Source organism: Spirochaetota bacterium (assembly GCA_035477215.1).
In the GTDB taxonomy this organism is placed as follows: Bacteria; Spirochaetota; UBA4802; order UBA4802; family UBA5368; genus MVZN01.
The window spans coordinates 67,337-90,267 of sequence record DATIKU010000008.1; the positions used below are offsets into that span (position 1 = coordinate 67,337).

At 58.1% G+C, this 22,931-nt stretch carries 23 protein-coding genes and 1 tRNA gene; 7 read left to right on the forward strand and 17 right to left on the reverse strand.

Features of this window, described 5'->3' with window-relative positions; all coding sequences use genetic code 11:
• Positions 1 to 210: 210 nt before the first annotated feature.
• From VLM75_01270 to VLM75_01350, 17 genes are all read right to left on the reverse strand, one after another.
• Positions 211 to 1,377: a DUF1343 domain-containing protein gene (locus tag VLM75_01270; GenBank protein ID HSV95543.1), complete on the reverse strand. Its 1,167-nt coding sequence runs from the start codon at positions 1,375 to 1,377 to the stop codon at positions 211 to 213.
• Positions 1,374 to 2,297, reverse strand: coding sequence for an NDP-sugar synthase (locus VLM75_01275; GenBank protein ID HSV95544.1), 924 nt, complete (start codon positions 2,295 to 2,297; stop codon positions 1,374 to 1,376). Before VLM75_01275 ends, VLM75_01270 begins: the two co-directional genes overlap by 4 nt.
• On the reverse strand, positions 2,294 to 3,307 hold the full coding sequence (locus VLM75_01280) for a phosphotransferase (GenBank protein HSV95545.1): 1,014 nt from the start codon (positions 3,305 to 3,307) through the stop codon (positions 2,294 to 2,296). Before VLM75_01280 ends, VLM75_01275 begins: the two co-directional genes overlap by 4 nt.
• Positions 3,308 to 3,459: 152 nt before the next feature.
• Positions 3,460 to 4,635: a cell division protein FtsZ gene (gene ftsZ, locus VLM75_01285; protein ID HSV95546.1), complete on the reverse strand. Its 1,176-nt coding sequence runs from the start codon at positions 4,633 to 4,635 to the stop codon at positions 3,460 to 3,462.
• 49 nt (positions 4,636 to 4,684) lie between these two features.
• The gene (gene ftsA / locus VLM75_01290; protein ID HSV95547.1) at positions 4,685 to 5,914 is read right to left on the reverse strand and encodes a cell division protein FtsA; all 1,230 of its coding nucleotides are present in this window, start codon (positions 5,912 to 5,914) and stop codon (positions 4,685 to 4,687) included.
• Between the two features lie 18 nt (positions 5,915 to 5,932).
• Positions 5,933 to 6,646 (reverse strand): hypothetical protein, encoded by a 714-nt coding sequence (locus VLM75_01295; protein ID HSV95548.1) that lies wholly within the window; start codon positions 6,644 to 6,646, stop codon positions 5,933 to 5,935.
• A 1-nt stretch (position 6,647) separates the two neighbouring features.
• Positions 6,648 to 8,030, reverse strand: a complete 1,383-nt coding sequence (gene murC / locus VLM75_01300) for a UDP-N-acetylmuramate--L-alanine ligase (GenBank protein ID HSV95549.1) — start codon at positions 8,028 to 8,030, stop codon at positions 6,648 to 6,650.
• A gap of 12 nt (positions 8,031 to 8,042) precedes the next feature.
• Positions 8,043 to 9,161, reverse strand: coding sequence for an undecaprenyldiphospho-muramoylpentapeptide beta-N-acetylglucosaminyltransferase (gene murG, locus VLM75_01305; GenBank protein HSV95550.1), 1,119 nt, complete (start codon positions 9,159 to 9,161; stop codon positions 8,043 to 8,045).
• Complete coding sequence (ftsW, locus tag VLM75_01310; GenBank protein ID HSV95551.1) at positions 9,158 to 10,318, reverse strand: putative lipid II flippase FtsW; 1,161 nt, start codon at positions 10,316 to 10,318, stop codon at positions 9,158 to 9,160. Before ftsW ends, murG begins: the two co-directional genes overlap by 4 nt.
• Positions 10,309 to 11,700 (reverse strand): UDP-N-acetylmuramoyl-L-alanine--D-glutamate ligase, encoded by a 1,392-nt coding sequence (murD, locus tag VLM75_01315; protein ID HSV95552.1) that lies wholly within the window; start codon positions 11,698 to 11,700, stop codon positions 10,309 to 10,311. Before murD ends, ftsW begins: the two co-directional genes overlap by 10 nt.
• Before the next feature lie 11 nt (positions 11,701 to 11,711).
• Positions 11,712 to 12,797, reverse strand: coding sequence for a phospho-N-acetylmuramoyl-pentapeptide-transferase (mraY, locus tag VLM75_01320; GenBank protein ID HSV95553.1), 1,086 nt, complete (start codon positions 12,795 to 12,797; stop codon positions 11,712 to 11,714).
• 5 nt (positions 12,798 to 12,802) lie between these two features.
• Entirely contained in the window at positions 12,803 to 14,191 is a 1,389-nt protein-coding gene (murF, locus tag VLM75_01325; GenBank protein ID HSV95554.1) for a UDP-N-acetylmuramoyl-tripeptide--D-alanyl-D-alanine ligase, read from the reverse strand.
• Positions 14,188 to 15,720, reverse strand: coding sequence for a UDP-N-acetylmuramoyl-L-alanyl-D-glutamate--2,6-diaminopimelate ligase (locus VLM75_01330; GenBank protein HSV95555.1), 1,533 nt, complete (start codon positions 15,718 to 15,720; stop codon positions 14,188 to 14,190). Before VLM75_01330 ends, murF begins: the two co-directional genes overlap by 4 nt.
• The gene (locus VLM75_01335; protein ID HSV95556.1) at positions 15,710 to 16,006 is read right to left on the reverse strand and encodes a hypothetical protein; all 297 of its coding nucleotides are present in this window, start codon (positions 16,004 to 16,006) and stop codon (positions 15,710 to 15,712) included. Before VLM75_01335 ends, VLM75_01330 begins: the two co-directional genes overlap by 11 nt.
• Complete coding sequence (gene rsmH, locus VLM75_01340) at positions 15,979 to 16,959, reverse strand: 16S rRNA (cytosine(1402)-N(4))-methyltransferase RsmH (protein HSV95557.1); 981 nt, start codon at positions 16,957 to 16,959, stop codon at positions 15,979 to 15,981. Before rsmH ends, VLM75_01335 begins: the two co-directional genes overlap by 28 nt.
• Before the next feature lie 40 nt (positions 16,960 to 16,999).
• Positions 17,000 to 17,431, reverse strand: a complete 432-nt coding sequence (gene mraZ / locus VLM75_01345; protein HSV95558.1) for a division/cell wall cluster transcriptional repressor MraZ — start codon at positions 17,429 to 17,431, stop codon at positions 17,000 to 17,002.
• A gap of 189 nt (positions 17,432 to 17,620) precedes the next feature.
• Positions 17,621 to 18,193, reverse strand: a complete 573-nt coding sequence (locus VLM75_01350) for a cupin domain-containing protein (protein HSV95559.1) — start codon at positions 18,191 to 18,193, stop codon at positions 17,621 to 17,623.
• A 279-nt stretch (positions 18,194 to 18,472) separates the two neighbouring features.
• Here VLM75_01350 and VLM75_01355 point away from each other — a divergent pair.
• From VLM75_01355 to VLM75_01385, 7 genes are all read left to right on the forward strand, one after another.
• Positions 18,473 to 18,543 (forward strand) — tRNA-Gly (locus VLM75_01355).
• Between the two features lie 87 nt (positions 18,544 to 18,630).
• Positions 18,631 to 19,770: a tyrosine-type recombinase/integrase gene (locus VLM75_01360; protein HSV95560.1), complete on the forward strand. Its 1,140-nt coding sequence runs from the start codon at positions 18,631 to 18,633 to the stop codon at positions 19,768 to 19,770.
• Between the two features lie 322 nt (positions 19,771 to 20,092).
• Positions 20,093 to 20,731: a hypothetical protein gene (locus VLM75_01365; GenBank protein ID HSV95561.1), complete on the forward strand. Its 639-nt coding sequence runs from the start codon at positions 20,093 to 20,095 to the stop codon at positions 20,729 to 20,731.
• Positions 20,732 to 20,826: 95 nt separating this feature from the next.
• Positions 20,827 to 21,042: a hypothetical protein gene (locus VLM75_01370; GenBank protein HSV95562.1), complete on the forward strand. Its 216-nt coding sequence runs from the start codon at positions 20,827 to 20,829 to the stop codon at positions 21,040 to 21,042.
• The gene (locus VLM75_01375; protein HSV95563.1) at positions 21,039 to 21,200 is read left to right on the forward strand and encodes a hypothetical protein; all 162 of its coding nucleotides are present in this window, start codon (positions 21,039 to 21,041) and stop codon (positions 21,198 to 21,200) included. Before VLM75_01370 ends, VLM75_01375 begins: the two co-directional genes overlap by 4 nt.
• Entirely contained in the window at positions 21,200 to 21,994 is a 795-nt protein-coding gene (locus tag VLM75_01380) for a helix-turn-helix domain-containing protein (GenBank protein HSV95564.1), read from the forward strand. The genes VLM75_01375 and VLM75_01380 overlap by 1 nt, the downstream gene beginning before the upstream one ends.
• Complete coding sequence (locus tag VLM75_01385) at positions 21,981 to 22,454, forward strand: hypothetical protein (protein HSV95565.1); 474 nt, start codon at positions 21,981 to 21,983, stop codon at positions 22,452 to 22,454. The genes VLM75_01380 and VLM75_01385 overlap by 14 nt, the downstream gene beginning before the upstream one ends.
• Positions 22,455 to 22,931: the final 477 nt, after the last annotated feature.

Here is a 22,931-nt window from a genome sequence, read left to right on the forward strand (position 1 = left end):
GCCGTTGTATTGTGGAATGTCCGGGAGGGGCCGTGACAACGGTGGTCGATGGAGACTTACCGCCCACACGCCGGGGAACCTAACACAGCAGCAACCCGTCTCTCCCTCCCCCCGCGGCAAACGGAAGGCCGTATTGAATCCGAATAGCCGTTCTGATTGTATATAGCCCGTTTCGAACAATAATTCAATTACATTTTTCGGACGATGCTTTCATTCGTACAGGTGGTACGGGGACTTCTCCGCCGAGAATCTCGCCTCGACGTCCTTCCATGAGGAGCTGATGGTATCCATATCCTTACCCGCATCAATCATCTCCCGTATCGTCGCGCTCCCCGCCAGCAGATCGAAGGCCGGATGCGCCGAATTGAACTCATAGACGCCCTGCGGAAAAGCGCACCGCTCACCGTACAGTTTCCGGGCCGCCCATACCACGGCAACGCCCGCAAGAAACGGGAGAAAGGCCGCCTGATCGGTAACGTGCAGGTACACTCCTCCCGTATTTTCGCCGGCGAATTTGTTGAATGTCGGCTTGAAATGGGTCGGGCGGAAAAAAACTCCCGGAACGCCCTGCGCATTGAGCAGGAGGGCGTATTCCTCCGGCCCGATGAAGGGCGCGCCGCACATCTGAAACGGCATGGTGCTTCCACGGCCCTCCGAGAGAGTCGTGCCTTCGAGCAGACACGTCCCCGGATATACGAGCGCCGTATCCTGCGTGGGCATGTTCGGCGACGGCGGCACCCAGGGCAGCCCGGTTTCGGGAAAGAGCATCGATCGGCGCCATCCAATCATCCTTATGACAGTCAGTTTAACGTCCAGACGGTGCCGTTCGCGATACCACAACGCAAGCTCGCCGGCGGTCAATCCGTGACGGACGGGAAGATGGAACAACCCCACGAAGGACTCGAATCCCTGCTCGAGCCCGGGGCCTTCTACGGCGATGCCTCCGAGCGGATTGGGCCGGTCGAGGACGATGAATTCGACATCGCGCCCGGCGAGCGCTTCCATGAACATCGCCATGGTGTTGACGTAGGTATAATAGCGTGAACCGACGTCCTGCATGTCGAAGAGCGCCGTGTCGATTCCGTCGAGCATATCGTCAAGCGGCCTGAGCGTACGGGCCGAATCACCGTAAAGGCTTACCGTCTCGGGGCCCGCAGTGGGTTGGTCAGTCACCGGCACCTGGTCCTGTTCCGTACCGAAGAGTCCGTGTTCAGGTGTGAATATCCGTTTCAGTTTGAGCCCCGATCGGGCGTACGCGTGCCATGAATACTCGAGTGAGGCCGTAACCGAGGTCTGGTTTGCGATAAGCGCGACGGACCGGTTTGCGTATCGGTCCGCGTCGGATAAAAAGACATCGAGCCCCGTTTGCACCTTCATGGGCGAATTATCTCCTCCCGGAGCACCACGGCCCTCGAAATACGCGCCCCCGCCTCCACACGCGAACCCGGCAGAAGCAGCGAGTCGAGTACCTCCGCATCCGCTCCCACGATACTACCGGCTCCGATAATCGAATCCCTTACAACCGCCCCGGCCGCGATTTGCGCGTCGGATGCAACGGGCGCCGACTCGAGACCGCATATCGCCGCGACCGCCTGTGCCATGCCGGTCGCAGCGGTCCGCATGGACGCTTCCCGCAGCGACGCGACAGTGCCTATATCCAGCCAGAGCCCGTCGTGTTCGACATAGTCGAGCCGTCGATTCACAATAAGCCCCGTATAACCCGTGTACACGATACTCGAAAACCCGTCTTCAAGATACTGAAAAATGGCCGGCGAGAGTACCGCGGCCCCCGCGTAGATAAGACCCGAGAGCACGTTGGTGCCAAGAAAGTTTTTAAAATCGATCACCCGCTCCTCCCGCACACCAACCTGGCCGATCGACGCGGCGTCCGTCGCGCGATACAGCACGACGGTTCCCGGCGAGGTTCTCTCCCGGTGGCGCCGCAGCACCGCGGCCAGGTCCATATCCATAATGACGTCGCTGTTGATCAGGACGAAGTCGTCGCCGCCTATCATCTCCCTGCATTTCATCACCCCGCCGCCGGTGCCGAGAATCTTCGGTTCGTACGAGAACGAAATATCGAGACCGAAGTTATCGTGCCCGTCAAAGAACTCCCGTATCTTATCGGATCGGTAGTGCAGGTTTATGATTACGCTCGAAATCCCGGCGCGGGCGAGTATCGATATCGCATAACAAATCGACGGTACGTTCGCCACCGGAACGAGCGGCTTGGGGAAGACGTCGGTCACCGGCCGCAGGCGCTCCCCGTATCCCGCGGCGAGAATGAATCCCTTCACGCGGGGCCTCCGGCGCACTCGGCCACGAGCGCGCACGCGCGGGAAAGCTCGCCGCTCCGTTCCGCGTACGAGCCGAGATACGCGAGGGTGGCGACGATGTTGCGCTCGTACCTCCGGCGCCCGAGCACCCGCGACTGATAGGCGAAGGTGCCGACGGCCTTCACATTGCGCTGAAAAGCCGAGAGATCGAAAAGCCGGTCGAATTCCCTCCGGCCCATGCGGTGAATCCCGCGATCGCGCGCAAGCAGATAATAACGGCCCATGAGGCGTTTGAAAAGCGCGCCGTCGAGTCGCAGGTATGAGTCCCTGAGGAGCGAGGCGAGATCGTACTGCGGAAGTCCCATGCGCGCGTCCTGAAAATCGATGACGAAGGGTGCATCACCGCGGAGCATTATGTTTCGTGAATGAAAATCGCGGTGGTTGAGCACGAAAAGTTCCGGCCGCTGCAGGGCCTCGGCGATTTTCAGGAATTCGCTGCGCAGTTCGCGGAAAAACGACTCCGGTGCGCGGAACGAAAAGTAATTCAGCACCGCGTGTTCGATGAAAAAATCGAACTCGAACATTAGCTTCTCCATGTTGAACGAACGGCCGAAGGGAACGGCGGAAGAATCCGGGGTGATGGATTGTATACGCGCGAGGATGTCGAGCACCTCTCCGTATAGCTTTTCCGCGCCATCATTCGCGAGTCCGGAAAACCGGTCCTCGAGCGGTTCATCACCCAGGTCCTCGAGTAAAAGGAGGCCGAGCACCCGGTCCGCCGCGACAATGCCAGGGACCGGAACGCCGCTTCGTTCGAGCAGGGAATGCATAACAAGAAACTGGTGCTCTCCGTCGGGCGCGCCGGCAAGAGTCTCGTCGAAACAGACGATATACGGTCCCCGTTTGGTGTAAACACGGAAATATCGGCGCACGGACGCATCGCCGGCAAGTTCCGCCATCCCGCCGCAATCGCCCGCATGCACCCGGGCGAAATGCCGTATGGCCGCCTCGAGCGGATTTTCCACTGTCATATCGATACGTACTCCGCCGTCAGGGACGGCATGTCGAATGTGCGCGCATACCGTTCGAAGCGCGGCGTGCCGGGGAAAAACGGCACGGCATACCGCGCTTCGAACGGCGACCTGCCCCTTCGCGGGGCAGGTCGGGACCGAGGGGGGAAAGGCTATTCAATGTGACGCCGCAGAAAGGCCGGGATCTCCAGGTCTTCGGTGCTGTGATCCCTGCTGTAATCTTTTAGCCTGCGGCGCTCGTAATCGAGCGAGAAGGTCTGCATGCTCGCCGGCACTTTTTTTTCTATCCTGTTTTTGCCTTCTATGAGCGTAAGCGCCGCGCCGGTCTTGTGGCCCAGTTCCGCGTCGGTCTTTTTGGTAAGTAAATTTCTTTTCCTGTCGAAGCCGGTCGCGATGACGGTCACCCTGACCTTCTCGTTGAGGACTGGATCGATCGTCGTGCCGACGATGATGTTGGCATCTGGATCGACCTGGCGGTTGATGAGATCGGTGACCTCGTTCACCTCGTGCAGCGACAGGTCGTTTCCGCCGGCGATGTTGATGAGTACCGCGCGCGCGCCCTCTATGCTCGACTCCTCGAGAAGCGGGCTGTTGATGGCCATCTGCGTCGCCTCGAGCGCCTTGTTCTCGCCGCTGCCCAGCCCAACACCCATGAGCGCGTCGCCGGTCTCCTTCATGACGGTCTTGACGTCGGCGAAGTCGACGTTGACCAGGCCGGTTATCATGATGAGGTCAGAGATGCCCTGGACTCCCTGGCGGAGGATATCATCGGCAAGTTTGAACGCGTCGTCGATAGGCGTGCGCCGGTCGATGATCTTCAGTAACAGATCGTTCGGGATGGTGATGAGCGTGTCAACTTTGTCCTTCAAGTTGCGAATCCCTTCCTCGGCACGCTCCGAACGCTTTTTGCCCTCGACGCGGAACGGCTTGGTGACGACCCCGAGCACCAGCGCATTCTGCTCCCTGGCCACCTCGGCCACGATCGGCGCCGCACCCGTGCCGGTCCCGCCCCCCATTCCCGCGGTGATGAAGACCATGTCCGCGCCCTTGAGCGATTTCAGGATCTTGTCGCGATCCTCGTTGGCGGCCTCGCGCCCGATTTCCGGGTCGGCGCCGGCCCCCAGCCCGCGTGTGAGCTTGTTTCCGATCTGTATCTTCACCGGCGCCAGCGACTCGCGAAGTTGCTGGGCGTCGGTGTTGCATACGATGAATTCGACGCCCTCCATGCCCGTGGCGATCATGCGGTTGACCGCGTTGCAGCCGGCGCCCCCAACGCCGACTACCTTGATGATGGTGTTCAACGGTTTTTCCTCTTCCAATCTGAACATCATTCCCCCCCTGTCCTTGTGTTATGTCTCATTATCGGGAAAAAAAGAGCTAAAAGTAATTATCCATGAACTTCCTGAATTTCTTTCCGAACGTACCCATCCCGCCCGAGCGGTCCGATTTCGATTTTGTGCGGAAGCGGTTCATCTTGATGCCGTATTTGAGCAGCCCCACGCCGTTTGCGTACTGGGGCGTCGCCACCACGTCCTTGAGCCCCGCGATGTCGCGCGGGATCCCCACCCTTACGGGCATGTTGAAGACTCGCTCGGCCGCCTCAACGCAGCCCTCGATCATCGCGCCGCCGCCGGTGAGCACGATCCCCGCCGCCAGTATCTCCTTCTTCCCGCTGCGGGCGAGCTCGCGGTCAACCATCTCCATTATCTCGAGCATGCGCGGTTCGATGATCTGCGCGAGCTCCTGACGAAATATCCGCCTGGGCGCCCGGCCGCCGACCGACGGCACCTCGATCGTCTCCGACGCATCGACGAGGTCGACAACGGAGGCGCCGTGTTTTTTCTTAATGACCTCGGCCGATTCGATCGGCGTCCTGAGGCCTATCGAGATGTCGTTGGTTACATGGATTCCGCCGATCGACAGGACCGATGAATAGGCCACTCCGCCCTCGATAAACACCACGATGTCCGTGGTGCCCCCGCCGATATCGATCAGCGCCACGCCCAGATCCTTTTCGTCCCTGGAGAGCGTCGCCTCGGCCGACGCGAGCGGCGCGAAGATGACGTCCGAGCACTGGTAACCCGCGCGGTTCGCCGATTTTAAAAGGTTCTGTATGGTCGTCGTTGAGCCGGTTATAATGTGGACCTCCGCCTCCAGCCGAACGCCGCTCATGCCGATGGGGTCCTTGATGCCGGTCTGGTCGTCGACCGAAAACTCCTTCGAAAGCACATGTATGATCTCGCGGTCGACCGGAATCACCACCGCCTGTGCGGCTTCGATGACCCGTTTTATCTCCACGGGGGTGATCGTCCTCTGTCGGTTGGAGACCGCGACCACACCCTTCGAGTTTTCGCCCTTAATGTGCTGTCCGGTAACCCCGACGTACGCGGCACCGACCTCGGTTCCGGCCATGAGCTCGGCATCCTCTATCGCCTTGACGATCGACGAGACGGTATTGTCGATGTTGATGATGACGCCGTTCTTCAGTCCGCGCGAGGGCGCGATCCCGACGCCGGTGACCTCTATCTGGTTGTTCTCGTTGACGAAACCGATCACCGCGCAGGTTTTCGTTGTACCGATATCAAGACCGACGATCGTATCTTCCATCACTGGGCTCCTTGCATTTTACTTCAGTACCGCCGCGCCGGGACGGACCTCCGAACGCGCCGGGTAATATCGCGTCGCGTCCAGGTATCCGACCAGCGCGTTCAGGGTATGGAAGCTCCCGCGGTCGATCTCGAGCGTATGGACGGTGCGCCTGCCTTTTAACAATACGCGCAGACGCGGATACTCGATCATGTCGATCTCCTCGATCTCCCGCAAAACCGGCATTCCGTTTTTCTCCAACTCCGAAAGCGTCTCGAGAGTTTTCCGCAAACGCGGCGAGGGCCTTCCCCCGGCCAACTCGCCGGCCGAGGCGACGATGATCGGTCTCTCGGCCGCGTGTATCGTCCCCGTTGAAAGCACCCTCAACCCGGCGTCAAGCTCGACCGGCACAAGAGCATCATCTCTGTCAAGCACCACAACGTACACGGGGACGTTCTCCTCTATGACCACCGTCAGCCTGTCGCCTTCTTCGTTTATCGAGTATTTCTTTATGAGGGCCATTTTGTCCAGGCCTTCCCTGAGCGTTCCAAGATCGATGACGAGGGCATCGCCGTCCACGCGGTATGCCACCTGTTTGAGCACCTCGTAGCGGCTGAGATAATAGAGACCCTTGAATTCGATCCCCCTCACCTTGCGGATGTCGCGCGCCGCCTCGGCGCTCCCGAAGGGCACGGCCGCGGATATGATCGCGCATGCCAGCGCCGCGAATGCCTTTTTTACCGCACAGCGCATCTTACCCGCCCGTGCTCCTTTTTTTCAACAACTGCATCACCGCCGGACCGGCCTTGTAAATATCGCCCGCGCCGAGCGTGAGGACGACATCCCCTTTCCGCACCTCGGCGGCGACGGATGCGGCAATGTCCTCGAACCGGGGAAGTATTCTCACGTCGCGACCGGTATGCCTAAAAATCGCATGGCTGATCAGCTCGGATGAGACCCCTTCCATGGGCTCCTCGCCCGCAGGGTAAATCTCGGTCAGGAAGAGCGCGTCGGCGTCCGAAAAGCATTGGCCGAACTCTTCGCACAGGAGTTTGGTCCGCGAATAACGGTGCGGCTGAAACACCACCACCAGCCTGCGGCCAAGGCTCGAGAGCGCGTCCAGTGTCGCCCGGATCTCGGTGGGATGGTGCCCGTAGTCGTCCATCACCAGAATGCCGCCCTCCTCGCCGACGCGCTCCATCCTGCGCCCCACTCCCCGGAACGTCGACAGCCCTTCGCGGATGGTCTTGAAATCGAGCCCGAGGTCCATCGCCACCGCGACGGCCGATAGCGAGTTGAGCGCGTTATGCCGTCCCAGTATCCCCAGGGAAATCTCGCCCAGGGACTTGTCTTTGTACAGACATTCGTACCTCGTCGTGCCGTTCTCGACCCTGACATTGACGGCGCGGAAATCCGCGTTTTCCGAAAACCCGTAGGTGACGTAGGGCCGCTCCACGCGGGGAAGGAGTTCCGCGACCGTGAGGTCGTCCACGCAGAGTACCGAATAGCCGTAAAAGGGAACCGCGTTGATATACTGGAGAAAGGCGTCCTTGAGCCCCTCGAAATAGCGGTAATGGTCGAGGTGATCGGCGTCTATGTTGGTCACCACGGCGATGGAGGGCAGAAGCTTCAGAAACGATCCGTCCGACTCGTCGGCCTCGAAGACGATGTAATCACCCTGACCGATCTTGGCATTGGAGCCGAAGTTGAGCACCTTGCCGCCCACCACGGCTGTCGGATTGACGCCCCCGTAATACAGGAGGCAGGCCAGCAGGGATGAGGTCGTTGTCTTGCCATGCGTCCCCGCAACACCGATACCATGTTTGAGGCGAACGAGCTCCGCAAGCATTTCAGCGCGATGGATGATGGGTATGCGCCGGTTGCGCGCCTCGATGATCTCCGGATTGGAGGGGGTTATGGCGCTCGAGGTTACGACCACGCTATAGTCTTCAATATTCGAGGGATAGTGGCCGATGAATATCCTGGCGCCCATCACCGCGAGCCGCCTGGTCTGTTCCGATTCGCGCAGGTCCGAACCCGAGACCTCATAACCGAGGTTGATGAGTATCTCGGCGATCCCGCTCATGCCGATGCCGCCGATCCCGATAAAGTGCATTCTTTTCGATTTTCTGAACACGTCCCGCCCCGCTTATTTATCCGAAAGATTCGCCATAACAGATTTAACGATGGCGGCCGCGGCATCCGGTTTCGCCGCCTCCCGCGCGCGCGCGGACATCCTGGCGAGCCGTGTTGGATTGCCCAGGAGTTCCGAAAGCACGGGATACACCTTTTCCGGCACTGCGTCCGCGTTCGCGATCTTTACCGCGGCGCCCGCCTTTACGAACTCGTCGGCGTTTCTGTCCTGATGGTCCATCGCGGCGTACGGAAATGGTATGAGAATGGACGGAATACCCATGGCGGCAAGCTCCACCATCACGCCCGATCCCGCACGGCTGATGGCGATATCGCTCGCCATATACGCCGCCCCAACCTCGTCGATGAAGGGCGAAAGATACAGAGAGCCGGCGTCGCCCGTGCGCTGTACGGCCTGCTTGTACTTTTCGTATAACAGGCCCCCCGTACTCCAGATGATTCCGACATCCTTGAACTCGCCAGGGTAACCGGCCTTGAGGCCCAGCACCAGCTCGTTGATCGTAAGCGCTCCCTGGCTTCCCCCAATGGCGAGGATCACCTTTTTGCAGTGCTTCAGGTTAAAGGCCTTCCGCGCGCTGTCCCGGTCGGGCGCGCCGAGCACCTTTTTTCTGATCGGGTTTCCGACCAGCACGAGCCTGCCGTGCAGTTCTTTCTTCATATACTCCCGGGTCGACTCGAAGGTCGTGAAGATCGCCGCGGCGTACCTGGCGAAAAACGATGTTACCTTGCCGGGCACCGTATTCTGTTCGCAGAGATACAGGGGTATGCCGGCGATCCCGGCCGCTATGAGCGCCGGCGCCGAAACGTACCCCCCCATGCCGATCACCGCCGCAATCCCCTTCTTCCGGATAATGAGCCGTGCTTTAAGAACCGCCGCGGCGAAACCGAGTATGAAGAACGGCAGCTTGATGATATTTCGAGTGAACGCCGGGGCACGGTAACTGAGCAGGTCATCCGCCGCGACGTCTTTCAGAGAGGAGAAACGCGCGTCCTTTTTCCCGGTGAGAAAAAAGAGATCGACTCCCGCGGCCCTGAATTCCTCGTACAGCGCGATACCGGGGCTGATGTGCCCGCCGGTCCCGCCGCCGACGATGAGTATCGTTTTTAATTTCATCTCCAGACCTCTTCAGAGAGCTTCGATTCTTCCTGAACGACCTCTCTGTATCGTGAAATATTCAGTAAAATCCCCATCGCGATCAACGAGGAAATCAGCGACGACCCTCCATAGCTGATAAACGGCAGCGGAATGCCCGTCGTCGGCAGGCTCCCGGTAACGACCCCGATATTGAGGAAGGCCTGGAGCACGATCAGCAGCGTGAGCCCCATGGCGAGCAGGCGCCCGAATTCGTCGGGAGCGCCCTGCGCTATCCGCATGCCCTTAAAAAAGAGCGCGCAGAAGAGCGCCACCACGAGAACGGTCCCCAATAGCCCCGTTTCCTCGGCTATGACCGCGAAGACGAAATCGGTATGCGGCTCGGGAAGCCGCCTGATTTTCTGCGTTCCGAAGCCGAGGCCGACCCCGAAAAAGCCCCCGCGACTGAACGCGGTGAACGACTGAATGACGTGGTATCCGATTCCATAGGGATCCTTCCACGGATCGAGATAGGCCAGCATGCGATCCTTTCGATACCCGACCTGGTAGACCAGCAGGTAGAACATCGGTATGCTGGTCACGAACAGCGCCGCGATATAGAAAAACGGGAATCCGGAAACAAAGAGCACGAGCACTGAAACGAGCAGAAGGTCTATGGCCGTCCCGAAATCGGGCTGCATCATGACGAGGATGAAGATGAGCGCAACGACAACGACCGGAACGAGCAGTTGAACCACCTGGTTCCCCTTTCCCTCGGGTTCGGACGAAAAGACCTTCGCGAGATATATGACGACGAATATTTTAACGAATTCCGAAGGTTGGAAGGCGATGGAACCGGTCCCCAGCCAGCGGGCCGAACCCTTCACGCTGTGTCCCACGCCGGGGATGAGCACCAGAACGAGGAGAACCAGCGATACGAGCAGCATTATTTTGGTATATCTGATTAAATTGCGATAGTCGAACTGCTGCATCAGGAACAGGGCGGCGAAGCCCAGCACGAACCATGCCGTCTGCCTCTTGAGGAAATGGAAGGAGTCCCCGAAGGTCCTGGCCGCGACGACGGCGCTCGCGCTGTAACTCATGGCGATACCGATACCCGCGAGCAGAAGTATGATGATGAAAAGTACGATATCGGGCTCGCCGCGCCTGCGGGTGTCGATTACCGATTTCAGGTCCACGATATCTCCCCCGAGGAAAGCCGCGCGAACGAGTCCCGGAACGCCTCGCCCCTTTCCTCGAAGTTACTGAACATGTCATACGACGCGCACGCCGGAGAGAGCAGTATCGTGTCGCCCTCCGCGCTCGCCCGCATGGCCCTGGCCAGCGCATCGTCCATACCGGCGGCCGTCTCGCCGGGAACGCCCGCGAAAATTCCAGCGAACTCCCGCGACGACTCTCCGATCAGCACCAGAAACTTGACCCTCTCCGCTACCGGGCCGCGCAGCCTGGAATAATCGTCACCCTTGGTCCGGCCGCCCAGTATGAGCACGATCCCGCCCGAAAGGCTTTTAAGCGCCATCTCGACCGCTCCGATGGTGGTCGCCTTGGAATCATTGACGAACAGACGCCCCTTTAATTCGCCGATACGCTCCATGCGGTGCGCGAGCCCCTCGAAGGAGTAACATGCCTCGGCCATCAGCGGGTAATCGGGCTCTTTCCCCATCTTCCGGAAGAGCGACACCACCATGAGAAGCGCGGCCATGGCATTCTGCACATTATGCACGCCGATAAGCCTCATGCGCGACAGATCAAGGACGCCCTTTACGGCCCCGGCGTCGCGAATGAATATCGTGTCTTTTCCGAGAAAGGCGTCCGCGTCCGCGTTTGTCATCGAAAAGCCGAGGCGGCGGGCCGCGACGCCACCGACCCCCGCGTTGAGCATCGGATCGTCCATGTTGTAAACGAAGCTGTCGTCCGCCGTCTGGTTCATCGCAATGCGTAACTTTGCCCGGAAATACTCGTCCATCGAGGCATAGCGGTCCAGGTGATCGGTGCTGATGTTGAGGATGGCGGCGACGTCCGGCCTGAGGCGCTCGACCGTTTCGAGCTGAAATGACGAAAGCTCGATTACGCTTACCGTATCGTCCATGCTCTCCTCGACGAGCGAGACAAGCGGAATGCCGATATTACCGCCGACCAGCGCCCTGCAGCCCAGCGAGCGGAGCACGTGCCCCACCAGGCTCGTGGTGGTCGACTTGCCGTCGGTGCCGGTGATCGCCACCATGCGCCCGCGCAGGAAGCGGAAGGCGAGCTCGACCTCGGCGATGACCGGAACGCCCCGGCGGCGCGCCTCGGCGACGAGCGGGATTACCGCGGGGACCCCCGGGCTCAGGACAATAAGATCAAATCCCCTGTCGAGGAGCGAAGGGTCCTGGTTCCCTGCGAACACCTCCACGCGCTTATCAAGGCGCGCGATCGTGTCGGCGAGTTCCTCCCGGGTTTTGACGTCCGAAATCAGCACGCGGCATCCTTTCGCCGCCAGAAAATTCGCGGCGGCGAGCCCCGACCTGTATCCCAGGCCGACGACGAGTACCGATGTGTGGGGACCGATTTCCATCATACCGAAAAATCCTACAGTATCTTGAGCGAACTCAACCCGAGTATCGCCAGTATTATTCCGAGAATCCAGGTGCGGACCACCACCTTCTGTTCGGGCCATCCTGAAAGCTCGAAGTGATGGTGGATCGGCGCCATCTTGAATATCCGTTTTTTCCGCAGGCGGTACGAGGCCACCTGCAGAATGACCGACAGCGCCTCGACGACGAACACGCCGCCGACGATGAACAGGAACACCTCTTTCTTGATCATGATGGCGACCATACCCACGATGCCGCCAAGTGCGAGCGCGCCGGTGTCGCCCATGAAAACCGACGCCGGGTTGCTGTTAAACCAGAGAAAACCGAGCGACGCGCCGACGAGCGCGGAGAGGAACACCGTGAGCTCCGCGCCGTGTGGAATGTACGGGATGCGAAGGTAAGCGGCGATCTTCACGTTCCCCGAGAGATAGGTCATGATGCCGAGGCTCACCGCCACGCTTATCACCGAACCGATCGCCAGGCCGTCGAGACCGTCGGTGAGGTTTACGGCGTTGGAGCTTCCCACAACTACGAGGACCGCGAACAGTATCCAGAAATACGACAGGTCGAGCACCGCTTCATTGAAGAAGGGGATGAAGAGCTTCGTGGTGTGTTCGCCGCTTGACGGATAGAAATAGATGACAAACGCCACCGCGAGGGCGATGGCGAACTGGAAAAACAGCTTCATGCGCGCCGGCAGGCCGTTCTTGTTCTTTAAAATGGATTTCGTGTAATCATCGATGAAACCGAGCGCGCCGAGAAGGAGTGTGGCGATGGCGAGCACGATGAGGTAGTGATTTTTGAAATTTCCCCACAGCAGGATGGAAACCAGCACCGAACCGAGAATGAGCAGTCCCCCCATGGTCGGCGTTCCTGCCTTGGACCGGTGGCTCTCCGGCCCGAGCTCGCGTATCTCCTCACCGAGTTTCATCCTCCTCAGCCACCAAATGACCAGGTTTCCGAGCAAGAGCACCAGCATGAGCGCCGTGAGCGCGGCATAGGCCGAGCGGAATGTTATGTACTGAAACAGCCTCAGGAACGAGAGGTACTCTTGCAGCGGGAGTATCAAATGATAAAACATGGCCCCTAACGGACGAGCGCGTCCGTTACCTCCTCCATTTTCATTGAGCGCGAACCCTTGACGAGCACCACGTCTCCCGCCGCCAGCCAGCCCTTCAGAAAATCGGCTATCTCCTCTCTGCTCCCGAAATGACGCACGGCTTCGCTCTTCATGCCACCGGCGAGCGCCCCGCTGACATAGTGCCGCGCGTCGTCTCCAAAGGCGCAGAGCAGGTCGAAATCGTATTCGGCAACCATGCGTCCCACCCGCTCGTGAAAGGCGGCCGACAGGGAGCCGAGCTCCTTCATGTCGGCGAGGACGGCGACCTTGCGGTGGGCGGGATAGATCGAGACGATCGACATGATCGCGTATCGCGTTGAGAGCGGGTTGGAATTATAGGTATCGTCGATCAGGATGAAATCCTTATCGATGATCTGCGACCTCTTATCGATATTTCTGAAAGATGAAAGCCCGCTTTTTATCAGCTCCGGCTCCACTCCAAGCTCCCTGCCCAGGGCGACGGCAAGCAGCAGGTTGTAAAGGTTGTGAATGCCGTAAAGCGGCGCCCGGTATGTCTGGCCCTGGTACATGATCGAACAATCAGCGGTTCCGAGCGAATAATCCTCGGGGTGAACAAGCGCGCCGGCGTAAAGCCCGAAGGTGACGACCTCGCACCCGTGTGCGCGCGCGGCCTCGCGGAGTATGTCGAAGCACTGCGTATCCTGGTTCAGGTAAAGCCTCCCCCCCCGGGCAAGTCCTTCGATAATCTCCGCCTTCGCCCGGGCCACACCCTCGACCGTTTCCAGGAACTCGAGGTGGCCCTCTCCGATATTGGTGATCAGTGCGATATCGGGTCTGGCGATGCGCGAAAGCCGCCCGATCTCGCCGGCATGGTTCATTCCCATCTCGACTACCGCGACCTCGTGTTCGGGGCGAAGGTGCAGCAGCGTGTAGGGAAGCCCGACCTCGTTGTTATAGTTCTTCTCGTTCCTCAGGCATGTATATTTTGCTGAAAGCGCGGCGTATACCAGTTCTTTTGTTGTGGTCTTGCCGTTCGTGCCGGTGATACCGATAACCCTGGCCTTCATCGAAGCGCGGTGCGTCGTCGCGATCCGGCCGTAGGCCGCGAGCGTATCGTCGCAGAGGATGGCGGCCGTCCCGAAACGCCCGGCCGTGGCGCGGTCCGATTCGCGTGCGGTGAGAAACCCGGCAAGCGACCCGTTTTCCGCCAGCGACGAAATGTAATCGTGGCCGTCGAACTTTTCCCCGGAGATCGGGACAAAAAGGTTCTTCGCGCCGAGTTTGCGGGAATCGGTGGTGATGGTTTCCACCATAACGGAAGGGTCGCCCGCGACAAGACTTCCGCCGCATGCCGCCGCGATGGCACCCATGGTCGATTGAAAGGATACCTTCACCGCTTCGCCCCCGCGGCGATGTATTTCATCGCGATCTCGCGGTCATCGAAGTGCCGCTTTTCCTCGCCGATGATCTGGTAGTCCTCGTGTCCCTTGCCGGCGATGACCACGATGTCGCCCTCGCCCGCCAGAGCGATCGCCATTGCTATCGCGCGCTCGCGGTCGGGCTCCACGTCGAAGATTGCGCCCTTCATGCCGGCAAGGATGTCGTTTATGATGGCGCCGGGCTCCTCCTTCCGCGGATTGTCGCTCGTCACGATCACCACGTCCGAAAGCCTCGATGCCGTCTCACCCATGAGCGGCCGTTTCGTCCTGTCCCTGTTGCCGCCGCAGCCGAACACCGTGATGATTCTCCTCGGCGAAAGCTCGCGGGCGGACTGGAGGAGCTTGGCGAGCGCGTCGTCCGTGTGCGCGTAATCCACGACTACGCCGAAGCCTTCGTCGGAGCGTATGCGGTCGAACCGGCCGGGAACGGCCGAAAGGCCCGTAAGACCGGCTGCGATCGCCTCGGGCGCAATGCCGATCGCGTGCGCGGCCGCGAAGGCCGCGAGTGAATTGCAGACATGGAAACCGCCGGCGAGGCGAAGATCGATCGCGGCGCCGGGCCGCGGGCGGTCTATGCGGTATGAAACGCCGTCTACGGAGTTACTGATGCTCGATTTATCCGCCCGGTAGTCCGCGTCGTCCGAGACGCCGAACCCGAAGAGCGGATAGGATCGGGACCCCTTTCCGTTGTAGATGGTCCTGCCGTATTCGTCGTCGCAGTTGACGATCCCCGCGCGCCGGGGCTTTCCCGAACGATCGAGGAGGTCGAAGAGCCTGAGTTTGGAAGCAAAGTAGTCCTCGAAAGTGAGGTGAAAATCGAGATGATCGCGCGTAAGGTTCGTAAATACTCCGGCATCGAACTCTACGTCGTCGACGCGCCCCAGTTTCAGTCCGTGCGACGACACCTCCACGACCAGCGCATCGACTTTGTCATCGGCCATCGCGCGAACGATCTCCTGCGCGTCCCTCGACTCGGGCGTTGTGTTTGGGGCCGGCACCAGACCGCCCTTCCAGCGGTAGTTGATGGTTCCGATAACGCCGACCTCGCGGCCGGCCGTCTTTAAAATAGATTCGAGCATGTAGGTGGTGGAGGTCTTGCCGTTGGTGCCGGTAACGCCGATCACCATCATCCCGGACGAGGGAAAGCCGTAAAACGCGGCCGAAAGAATCGAAAGGGCCCTGCGCGTATCGGCCGACACAAGCACGGTCGCTTTCCCGGCGAGATCGCCGAACCCGTCCAGCCTGCCTTCGGAAATGACAATCGCCGAGGCGCCGCGCTCGAGGGCGTCGCGGACGTACGTATGGCCGTCGCTCTGCGTCCCCTCGATGGCGACGAAGAGCGAGCCCTTGCCGACCTTCGAGGAATTGTACTCTATTGAAGATATCACGCACCCGGCATCACCGGAGGCCGTCGATACGAACGGCGCGCATTTATCGACAAGCCCGGAGAGCGCCATCATCCGCCGTGGAGACTTACTTCCCATTATTCCTCTTCCCGTCCAGCAATACGATAATATCCGCCGGAGTGAGCTCGCGCATCCCCTGCGTGCGGGCGTACCGCTCGGCCACGTCCACCCGCCGGTATCGCTCGATTTCGGCACGCAGGCGGTCGTTCTCCTTCACCAGGCGCTTTTCGATCGCAATGTTCTCGCGGTACGCCATTTTCATCTTCATGACCTCGATGTTCTGCCAGACGTACAGCACCACAAAGAGGATGACGCCCGTAACTATGCCGATGTATTTTATGACGCCCTCCCGATCTTCTCGCATACCCGCATCTTCGCGCTGCGCGAGCGCCTGTTTTCCGTAAGCTCCGCGTCGCCCGGCACGAGCGGCTTCTTCGTCAATATTCTCAGCAGCGGCGAGCCGGTGCACCGACAGTGGCGGGGCTCTTCGCCGCACTTGCAACCGGCGGCCATCCTCCGGAACGAGTCTTTCACGACCCTGTCCTCAAGGGAGTGAAAGGAGATGGCGATGATCCTGCCCCCTTCCGCGAGGAGACGGGCGGCGTCGCGCAGGGACGCGCGGATCGCCGCAAGCTCGTCGTTCACCGCGATGCGGAGCGCCTGGAATACTCTGGTTGCCGGATGGATGTTGCGCACGTGGTACCGCACCGGGATAGCGCGGAGCACCAGCTCCGCGAGTTCGCCGGTGGTTGTGATCGGTCCCGCCCCCCGGCGCTCGACGATACGCCTGGCGATCCGCTTCGCCCAACGCTCCTCTCCATATCCAAGGAGGATATCTGTCAACTCCTTTTCCCGCCGGGTATTAACGATGCGCGCCGCGTCCGTTTCGAGGCGCGGGTCCAGCCGCATGTCGAGCGGCTCGTCGCTCCGGAAGCTGAATCCCCTGCCGCTTTTGTCCAGGTGAAAGGACGAAATTCCGAAATCGTACAGGAAACAGCGCACGCGCCCCTCCATGCCCGCCATATTCTCACCTGCGTTCGCGAAATTGTCGTTTATCACTTCGAACCGGTTCCCGTACACCGAAAGCCTTGCGTCGGCAATGGCCAGGATCTCCGGATCTCGCTCGAAAGCCACAACGCTCAGATCCGGAAAGCCGCTGAGGATGAGCTCGGAATGCCCCCCCTCGCCCAGCGTACAGTCCACCACCACGCTCCCATCGCACGCGGATATGCCGGCGATGTATTCCATCACCTCCCGGTGCATCACCGGGGTGTGGGCGAAGGGCCCGCTCGGATCGTCGTCTGTATTATGTCTCATTATCGGTTGCGGCTCTCCCCCGAAAGCCGTCACGACACGACTAAAAGCCCAGGTCTTTCGCGAAGGCGTTGAGCGCCTCGCCGTCGGGCCTGTATCTGTTATAGACCTCGCTGCCCCATATCTCGATCTTGTTGCACAGGCCTAACATCGTAACTTCGTTATCGATCTCGGCATATTCCTTGAGATACGCGGGAACGATGATCCTGCCCTGCTTGTCAAGCTCGCACTCGCTTGCGCCGCCCATCAGAAAGCGAAGGCGCATCCTGTTCATGGGGTCGGCCTGGGAAAGCGGCTGGAGCCTGTTCGCCACGAATTCGCTCCAGTCCTCCTCCCGGAACGCCATGATGCATTTGTCGAAGCCATGGGTGATGATAAGCTTGTTTATGACGGCGTTCTCGCCGAAGGCCTTGCGCAGCCGCACCGGAATGGCCACCCTTCCCTTCTCATCAAGCGCCGGATGATATTCCCCCATGAACACCCGAAAAACACCCCTTTCATGCTGATTTCAAGACCATAATCAACACAAATCCCCACTTATCCCCACAAGAGCACCACAATGTGACATAATTGTCAAGAAAAAAAATATATGCCGCCTGCACGGGAGCGTTTTTTTAAAGATTTGATGTGATGGGAAGGCGTGATGGGGGCCGTATTCCCCGGCTCATGGCTTTTTGTTGATGAATATCCAGGGGACCACGTTGGCCCAGACGGCAATCGCGGTCACTTCGCGCTGGTTGGTCATACGATGGCGCTTGTAGCTCTCGAAGCTGATGCTGTCGCCGGGCTGCATAACATAGGCGACGTCCTCGATATCGATGGCGAGCTCGCCCTTGAGCAAATAGCCGCATTCCAGGCCTTCGTGCTCGTACATTCGCTCGCCGGAGGAGCTTCCGGGAGGAAACTCGATGATGATGACCTCCATGTCCTGCGCCCCGGGCGTAAGCAGGCTGTAGCGCACGTTGCCCTCGGTGATGATCTTCTTGTGGGTGCCTTTTTTAATGATCGGGGATGCCGGGTTTTTCGTTTCGTACTCGAAAAGCAGGCCGATGGGGATCTCGAAAACATCGGCGATCGACTTGAGCGTGGAAAGCGAGGGATTGGCCTTGCCCCGCTCTATCTGACTTATCAGGCTCGGCGTCGCGTGAATCAGGTCCGCGAGCTTTTTCAGGGTGATCTCGTTCTTCTTGCGGTAGTACTGTATTTTCTTTCCGATATTGAGTACGAGTTCGTCCATCGAGCCTCTTGAAATCAGCGGGATTCAAAAGCCGTTTTTACCGGAACGCCTCGAAAATCCGTTCCGGGGGTTTCCGTCCGGGTTTTAAAATACCGAATTATTCATAGCATAAAATGTCAATTTTAAGCACATTTTTTTGTATTCTAACAAAGGGGGAAAAAATTTCAATAAAAAAAATGAACATCGGCGATACCGGGGCATTTCTTCATCATGACGGCGGCCGGACGCGGATATTTTTTTCTTGACGATGTCCTCCGCAGTTATTACGTGTACGTATATGCGGGTGTAATTCAGTGGTAGAATTTCAGCCTTCCAAGCTGATAGCGTGGGTTCGATTCCCATCACCCGCTCATAAAAGCCCTGGAAAGTTCAGGACTTAGAAAAAGCCACCGGTCAACCGGCGCTTTTCAAACACTCGAATGTGAGAGGAGTGTGAGATGGCGTCGGGAAAACCGTACTCCGTTTTCAAGCGCGGCCGCTTCTATTACGCACAGTTTCGCCTTCCGAACGGGAAATTTTCCACCGCCCGCACCACCAAGCTGACCCGCAAGGGCGACGCCGAGCGCTGGTGCATCGAGCAGCTTTCGGCGGGGCCCATCATCACCCGCCGCTTCCTCATCCTGGAAGAGTATACCCGCGGCTTCTTCGCCTGGGATGGCGCGTGGGCGACTGACAAGCGCGTCCGGGGCCTCCGGGTATCCCCGCGACACTGCCGGGAGCGCGAGGACCTCATGCGGCGCTTCATCCTTCCCCAGCTGGGGGACCGCCGCTTTCTGGACATCGACCGGGGAGTAATAAAGGCCTTCAGGAACGGCCTCCACGATCGCGGCTACGCCGGCGGAACGATCAACCACGTTCTCTCATGCCTGAAGACGATCCTCGCGACCGCCGAGGACGAGGGCCTCATCCGCCAGGCGCCGCGGATCGATCGCGCCGCTAACCGGCCGAAGCACAAGGGGATCCTCGAGATCGAGGAGGTCCAGAAGGTGTTCTCGATCGAGTGGAGCGACCGCCGGGCCTACGCGGGGAACCTCCTCGCCGCGACGACGGGCCTTCGCCTGGGCGAGCTCATGGGCCTGGTCCTGGCGGACGTCCGCCTGGATGAAGGCTTTCTCCACGTCCGGCGGTCGTGGGACACCAGGCTAAAATTGATGAACGAGACCACCAAGACCGGCCGGGCCCGGAATATCTTCGTTCCGGAGGCCGTAAAGGAGGAGCTCGCCCGGATTCGCGACCTCAACCCCTACACGGACGCGGGGCCCGAAGCCTTCCTCTTCTTCGGCCACCGCGCGGACCGGCCGATGGACGGGAACGCCTTTATCCGGGCGCTTTATGAGGCCATCGCGCGGATCGGCATCGACGACGTGGAGCGCCGCCGGCGGAACATCACCTTCCATTCGTGGCGGCACTGGCTGAACAGCCTTTTAATCAATGCGAAAATCCCCCTCCAGAAGATTCAGAGCATCACCGGGCACCTTACGCCGGAGATGAGCCAGCATTATTACCAGCTCGACGATATGGCCGACGTACTTCTCATTCAGCAGAGCATCTTTACCCGGGGAACCGGGAGAAAATAATAAAGAGGTGGCACATGAAAAAAAAGAAGGAAAGCCTCATAGTCAAGAAAAAGAGACTACTGCGAACGATGTTATCAGCACTCGAAGCCATTGACCCGAAAAGTGCGGCAGAAGTAAGGAGGTCGATATGTTCACAAAAGAAGAATCGGAACGCTTAGAATTGATCAAGCAAAGGGAACTTCTCCGGGCAGAGGTTTACGAGCTATTGAAAAAACTATCAAAAGGTCTGAATGATGAGATCGTCGATCGATTGCATAGCAGAGTAGTTGACTAACGGCATTATCGCCGTGTATAATGCAGGAACCGGGATAGGTGGGAAGTCATGATCCCGCCGAAAGCCCACCCCATGCGGGTTTCCCGGTTATCTTTCAGGCATGGGAGACATGGGGGAAATATGAAGGTGCATGAAAATCCAATACCCGACGAAATTAAAGTTAAAGTTGATGAAATTCTTAAACTCACCTCTAAGCACTTCTCCTCACTTAAAATTGAATCCGGAAGCTGGGCAAGGACAACAATTGGACCAACAAACCAGGTAAGCGTGATACTTCAAATCGGCCCTTCTTCTTTTTTCCGCACTGACATTTTTAAATCACTGGGAATTTTAAACGATATGAAAAATGAATTCATAGATCATATCGAATCCCTAAGAGATGAAAAAATAATATGGTTTGATGACGAAGAAATTGAAAAAGGTGGAAGAATAGTCGTTATGAAAAAACGACATGCAGAGTATATTATTTCACTTTATAAAGTATGGACGGAGCGAGGATATATTTCTGACCTTGTAAATCCTCGGAAAGAATTTGCCAAATGGGTGCTATACCGTTCCCGAAATGGGACGATCATAAAACTAACACCAAAGCGCTTGTCAAAAATGTATTTGGAATACTTCCCAAAAAACGATTCTGATTTCATACCCCAAAACTTACCTGAATACGATATCGTGAAACAGCTTTAATTCACCCCGCTTCACCCTTTTTCACCCCACTTCACCTTGACTGACAAGGGAATATACGCTTACCCTTAATTAAACAATAATTAGGGGGTGTAGGTATGCCAAAACCTGAACCTACAAAAAGAGAAACTACTGATCAACTGAGGGACTCAAAGTGGCTCGCGGAACGTCTGGGGATTTCGTATGATAAAGCGCGCAGCCTCGGACGTGAGAACCTGGTCCCCAACCTCCGGATTGGAAAGCTCATCAAATACGATCCGCACGCGATCGACGCCTTCATCCGTGAGCGCATGAACCCGGCGAGGCCCGCATGACCAGGATATCTAAAAGTCAGGTTTTCACAATCATAAGCTGGCTCGAACAACAGGCCGGCCGGGTCGAGTTCGGCGAAATATCAGTGAAGCTCATCATCCACCAGGGGACCGTCAAGCGCGTTGAAAAGGGCGTCATCGATCGGGAGATGGAAAGCTGATGAAGGGCAAGTTGTATGGTCGTCTCGGGATATTCGGCGCCGTTCCGGTGAAGATTCTCCAGGATGATAGAGTCAAGCCGAACGGGGTCAAAGCCTATATCGCCCTCTCCTCTTTTCAGGGGACGAAGGATTTCGCGTATCCATCTATTCCGGTGATAGCCGAACGCGCCGGCCTCTCGGATCGCGCGGTGATTGACGCCCTTAAAAATCTCACAGAGACGGGATGGATAGTTAAGAAGCGCCGCGGCCGGACGCTGACCAATATTTACATTTGCATGGTTTATGTTGATGCTCTCGATGATGAAGGAGATGGGGTGATGTGCGGAAAACTTGCACATCATGATGTGCAGAAAAATAACACCCCTGAAGTGCAAGAAAGTAGCACATCATATATAAAAGACCACTTACAAGACCAAAAAGCAAAAGACCAAAAGATTGCGCACGCTACGCTGCGCTCCCTCTTTGAAAAAATAAATCCCCAATACCATCACGACGGCAAACAAGCCAAAAGCATTCAATATCTGATTGAAAACCACAGCCTCAAATCCATTGAAGCCACCGCTGTGAAGCTCTCGCGCCTGGTCGCGACCAACGAAAAATTCTGGCGGGATCTGCCCATTACCCCGGCCCAGGTGCTGTCGACCTGGTCCAACATCGTCGCGAAACGCGAGGACGCCGCGCGGTCCGCACCGCTGATCCGGGCGCGCGATCCATTCCTCGATAGCCTCCCGCAAGAAATGATTGATGAATTTGTACGATCACAACCGGAGGTGAAACACATTGGCGAATCATGAGACGCTCGCGGCCGGCCTCGCGTTTTACTTCCGTGAGCCGGCGCTGCTGGAGGCCGGGGAGACGCGCATCCCGAATCCACGGATAACCGAGCTCGTCCGATGGTTTAACGGTCGTTTCGGCGACAACCAGTCGGCCGCGGCCGATTTTGTTGAGCTCGTAAAGCGGTCCTTCCGGCCAACATCGACAGTTCCCTTCCCGCTCCTCGCGGACCTCGAGGAGATCGACCGCAAGGGCAACGTATTCAGGCCTCCGAAATACCAGACCCCAAGCCTGGGCGAAGGGCTCCTCGCGTACGCGGCGCAAACTGGCCTCACCTATGATCCGCCGGCGGGGAGAGAAAATACTCAGGTGTCCGAGATATGGGACGCGGTGAACGTGGACTTCAACGCCGCGCTTTTGCGGTACGGGATAAAACTGGTGTACCTGGCGCACAAAACATACATCGGAGCGAAAGCGTGAAGGAGTACCCCTGCACATGCTGCGGATTCCCGGTAATAGAGCCCTGGGATGAGGAATGCCCCCAGTGCGGGCGACCAACAGACCCGCGCCGGATCGTACTTCTGGATCTCGCACAGAGGGCGGACGAGAAATGTAATGATGCGAAATGACCGCTTCGGTTTAGGTATGTGTATAACACATAAAATTCGCCCGGATAACGTGTTTTTTCAGCAGTATCAAAGCTGAAGAATCAAGGGGAAATGTTTATATTTTAAACATCGAAACCGAAGCGGGGTCACAGCTTGAACAGAATACGAAATTACCTTAACAGGGATAAAATGGTGACGGGTCCTTCCAGACGAAAAGCTCTCGAGGGTAATTCAAACCCCGGCAATTGGCTAGGTACCAGATTTTAGAGGACGCTTCGGATTCGTTTCGGAAAGTTATTGAAAAATTGTGTGATGTGACATAACTTGGTTTCAGTTTTGATGGATCATT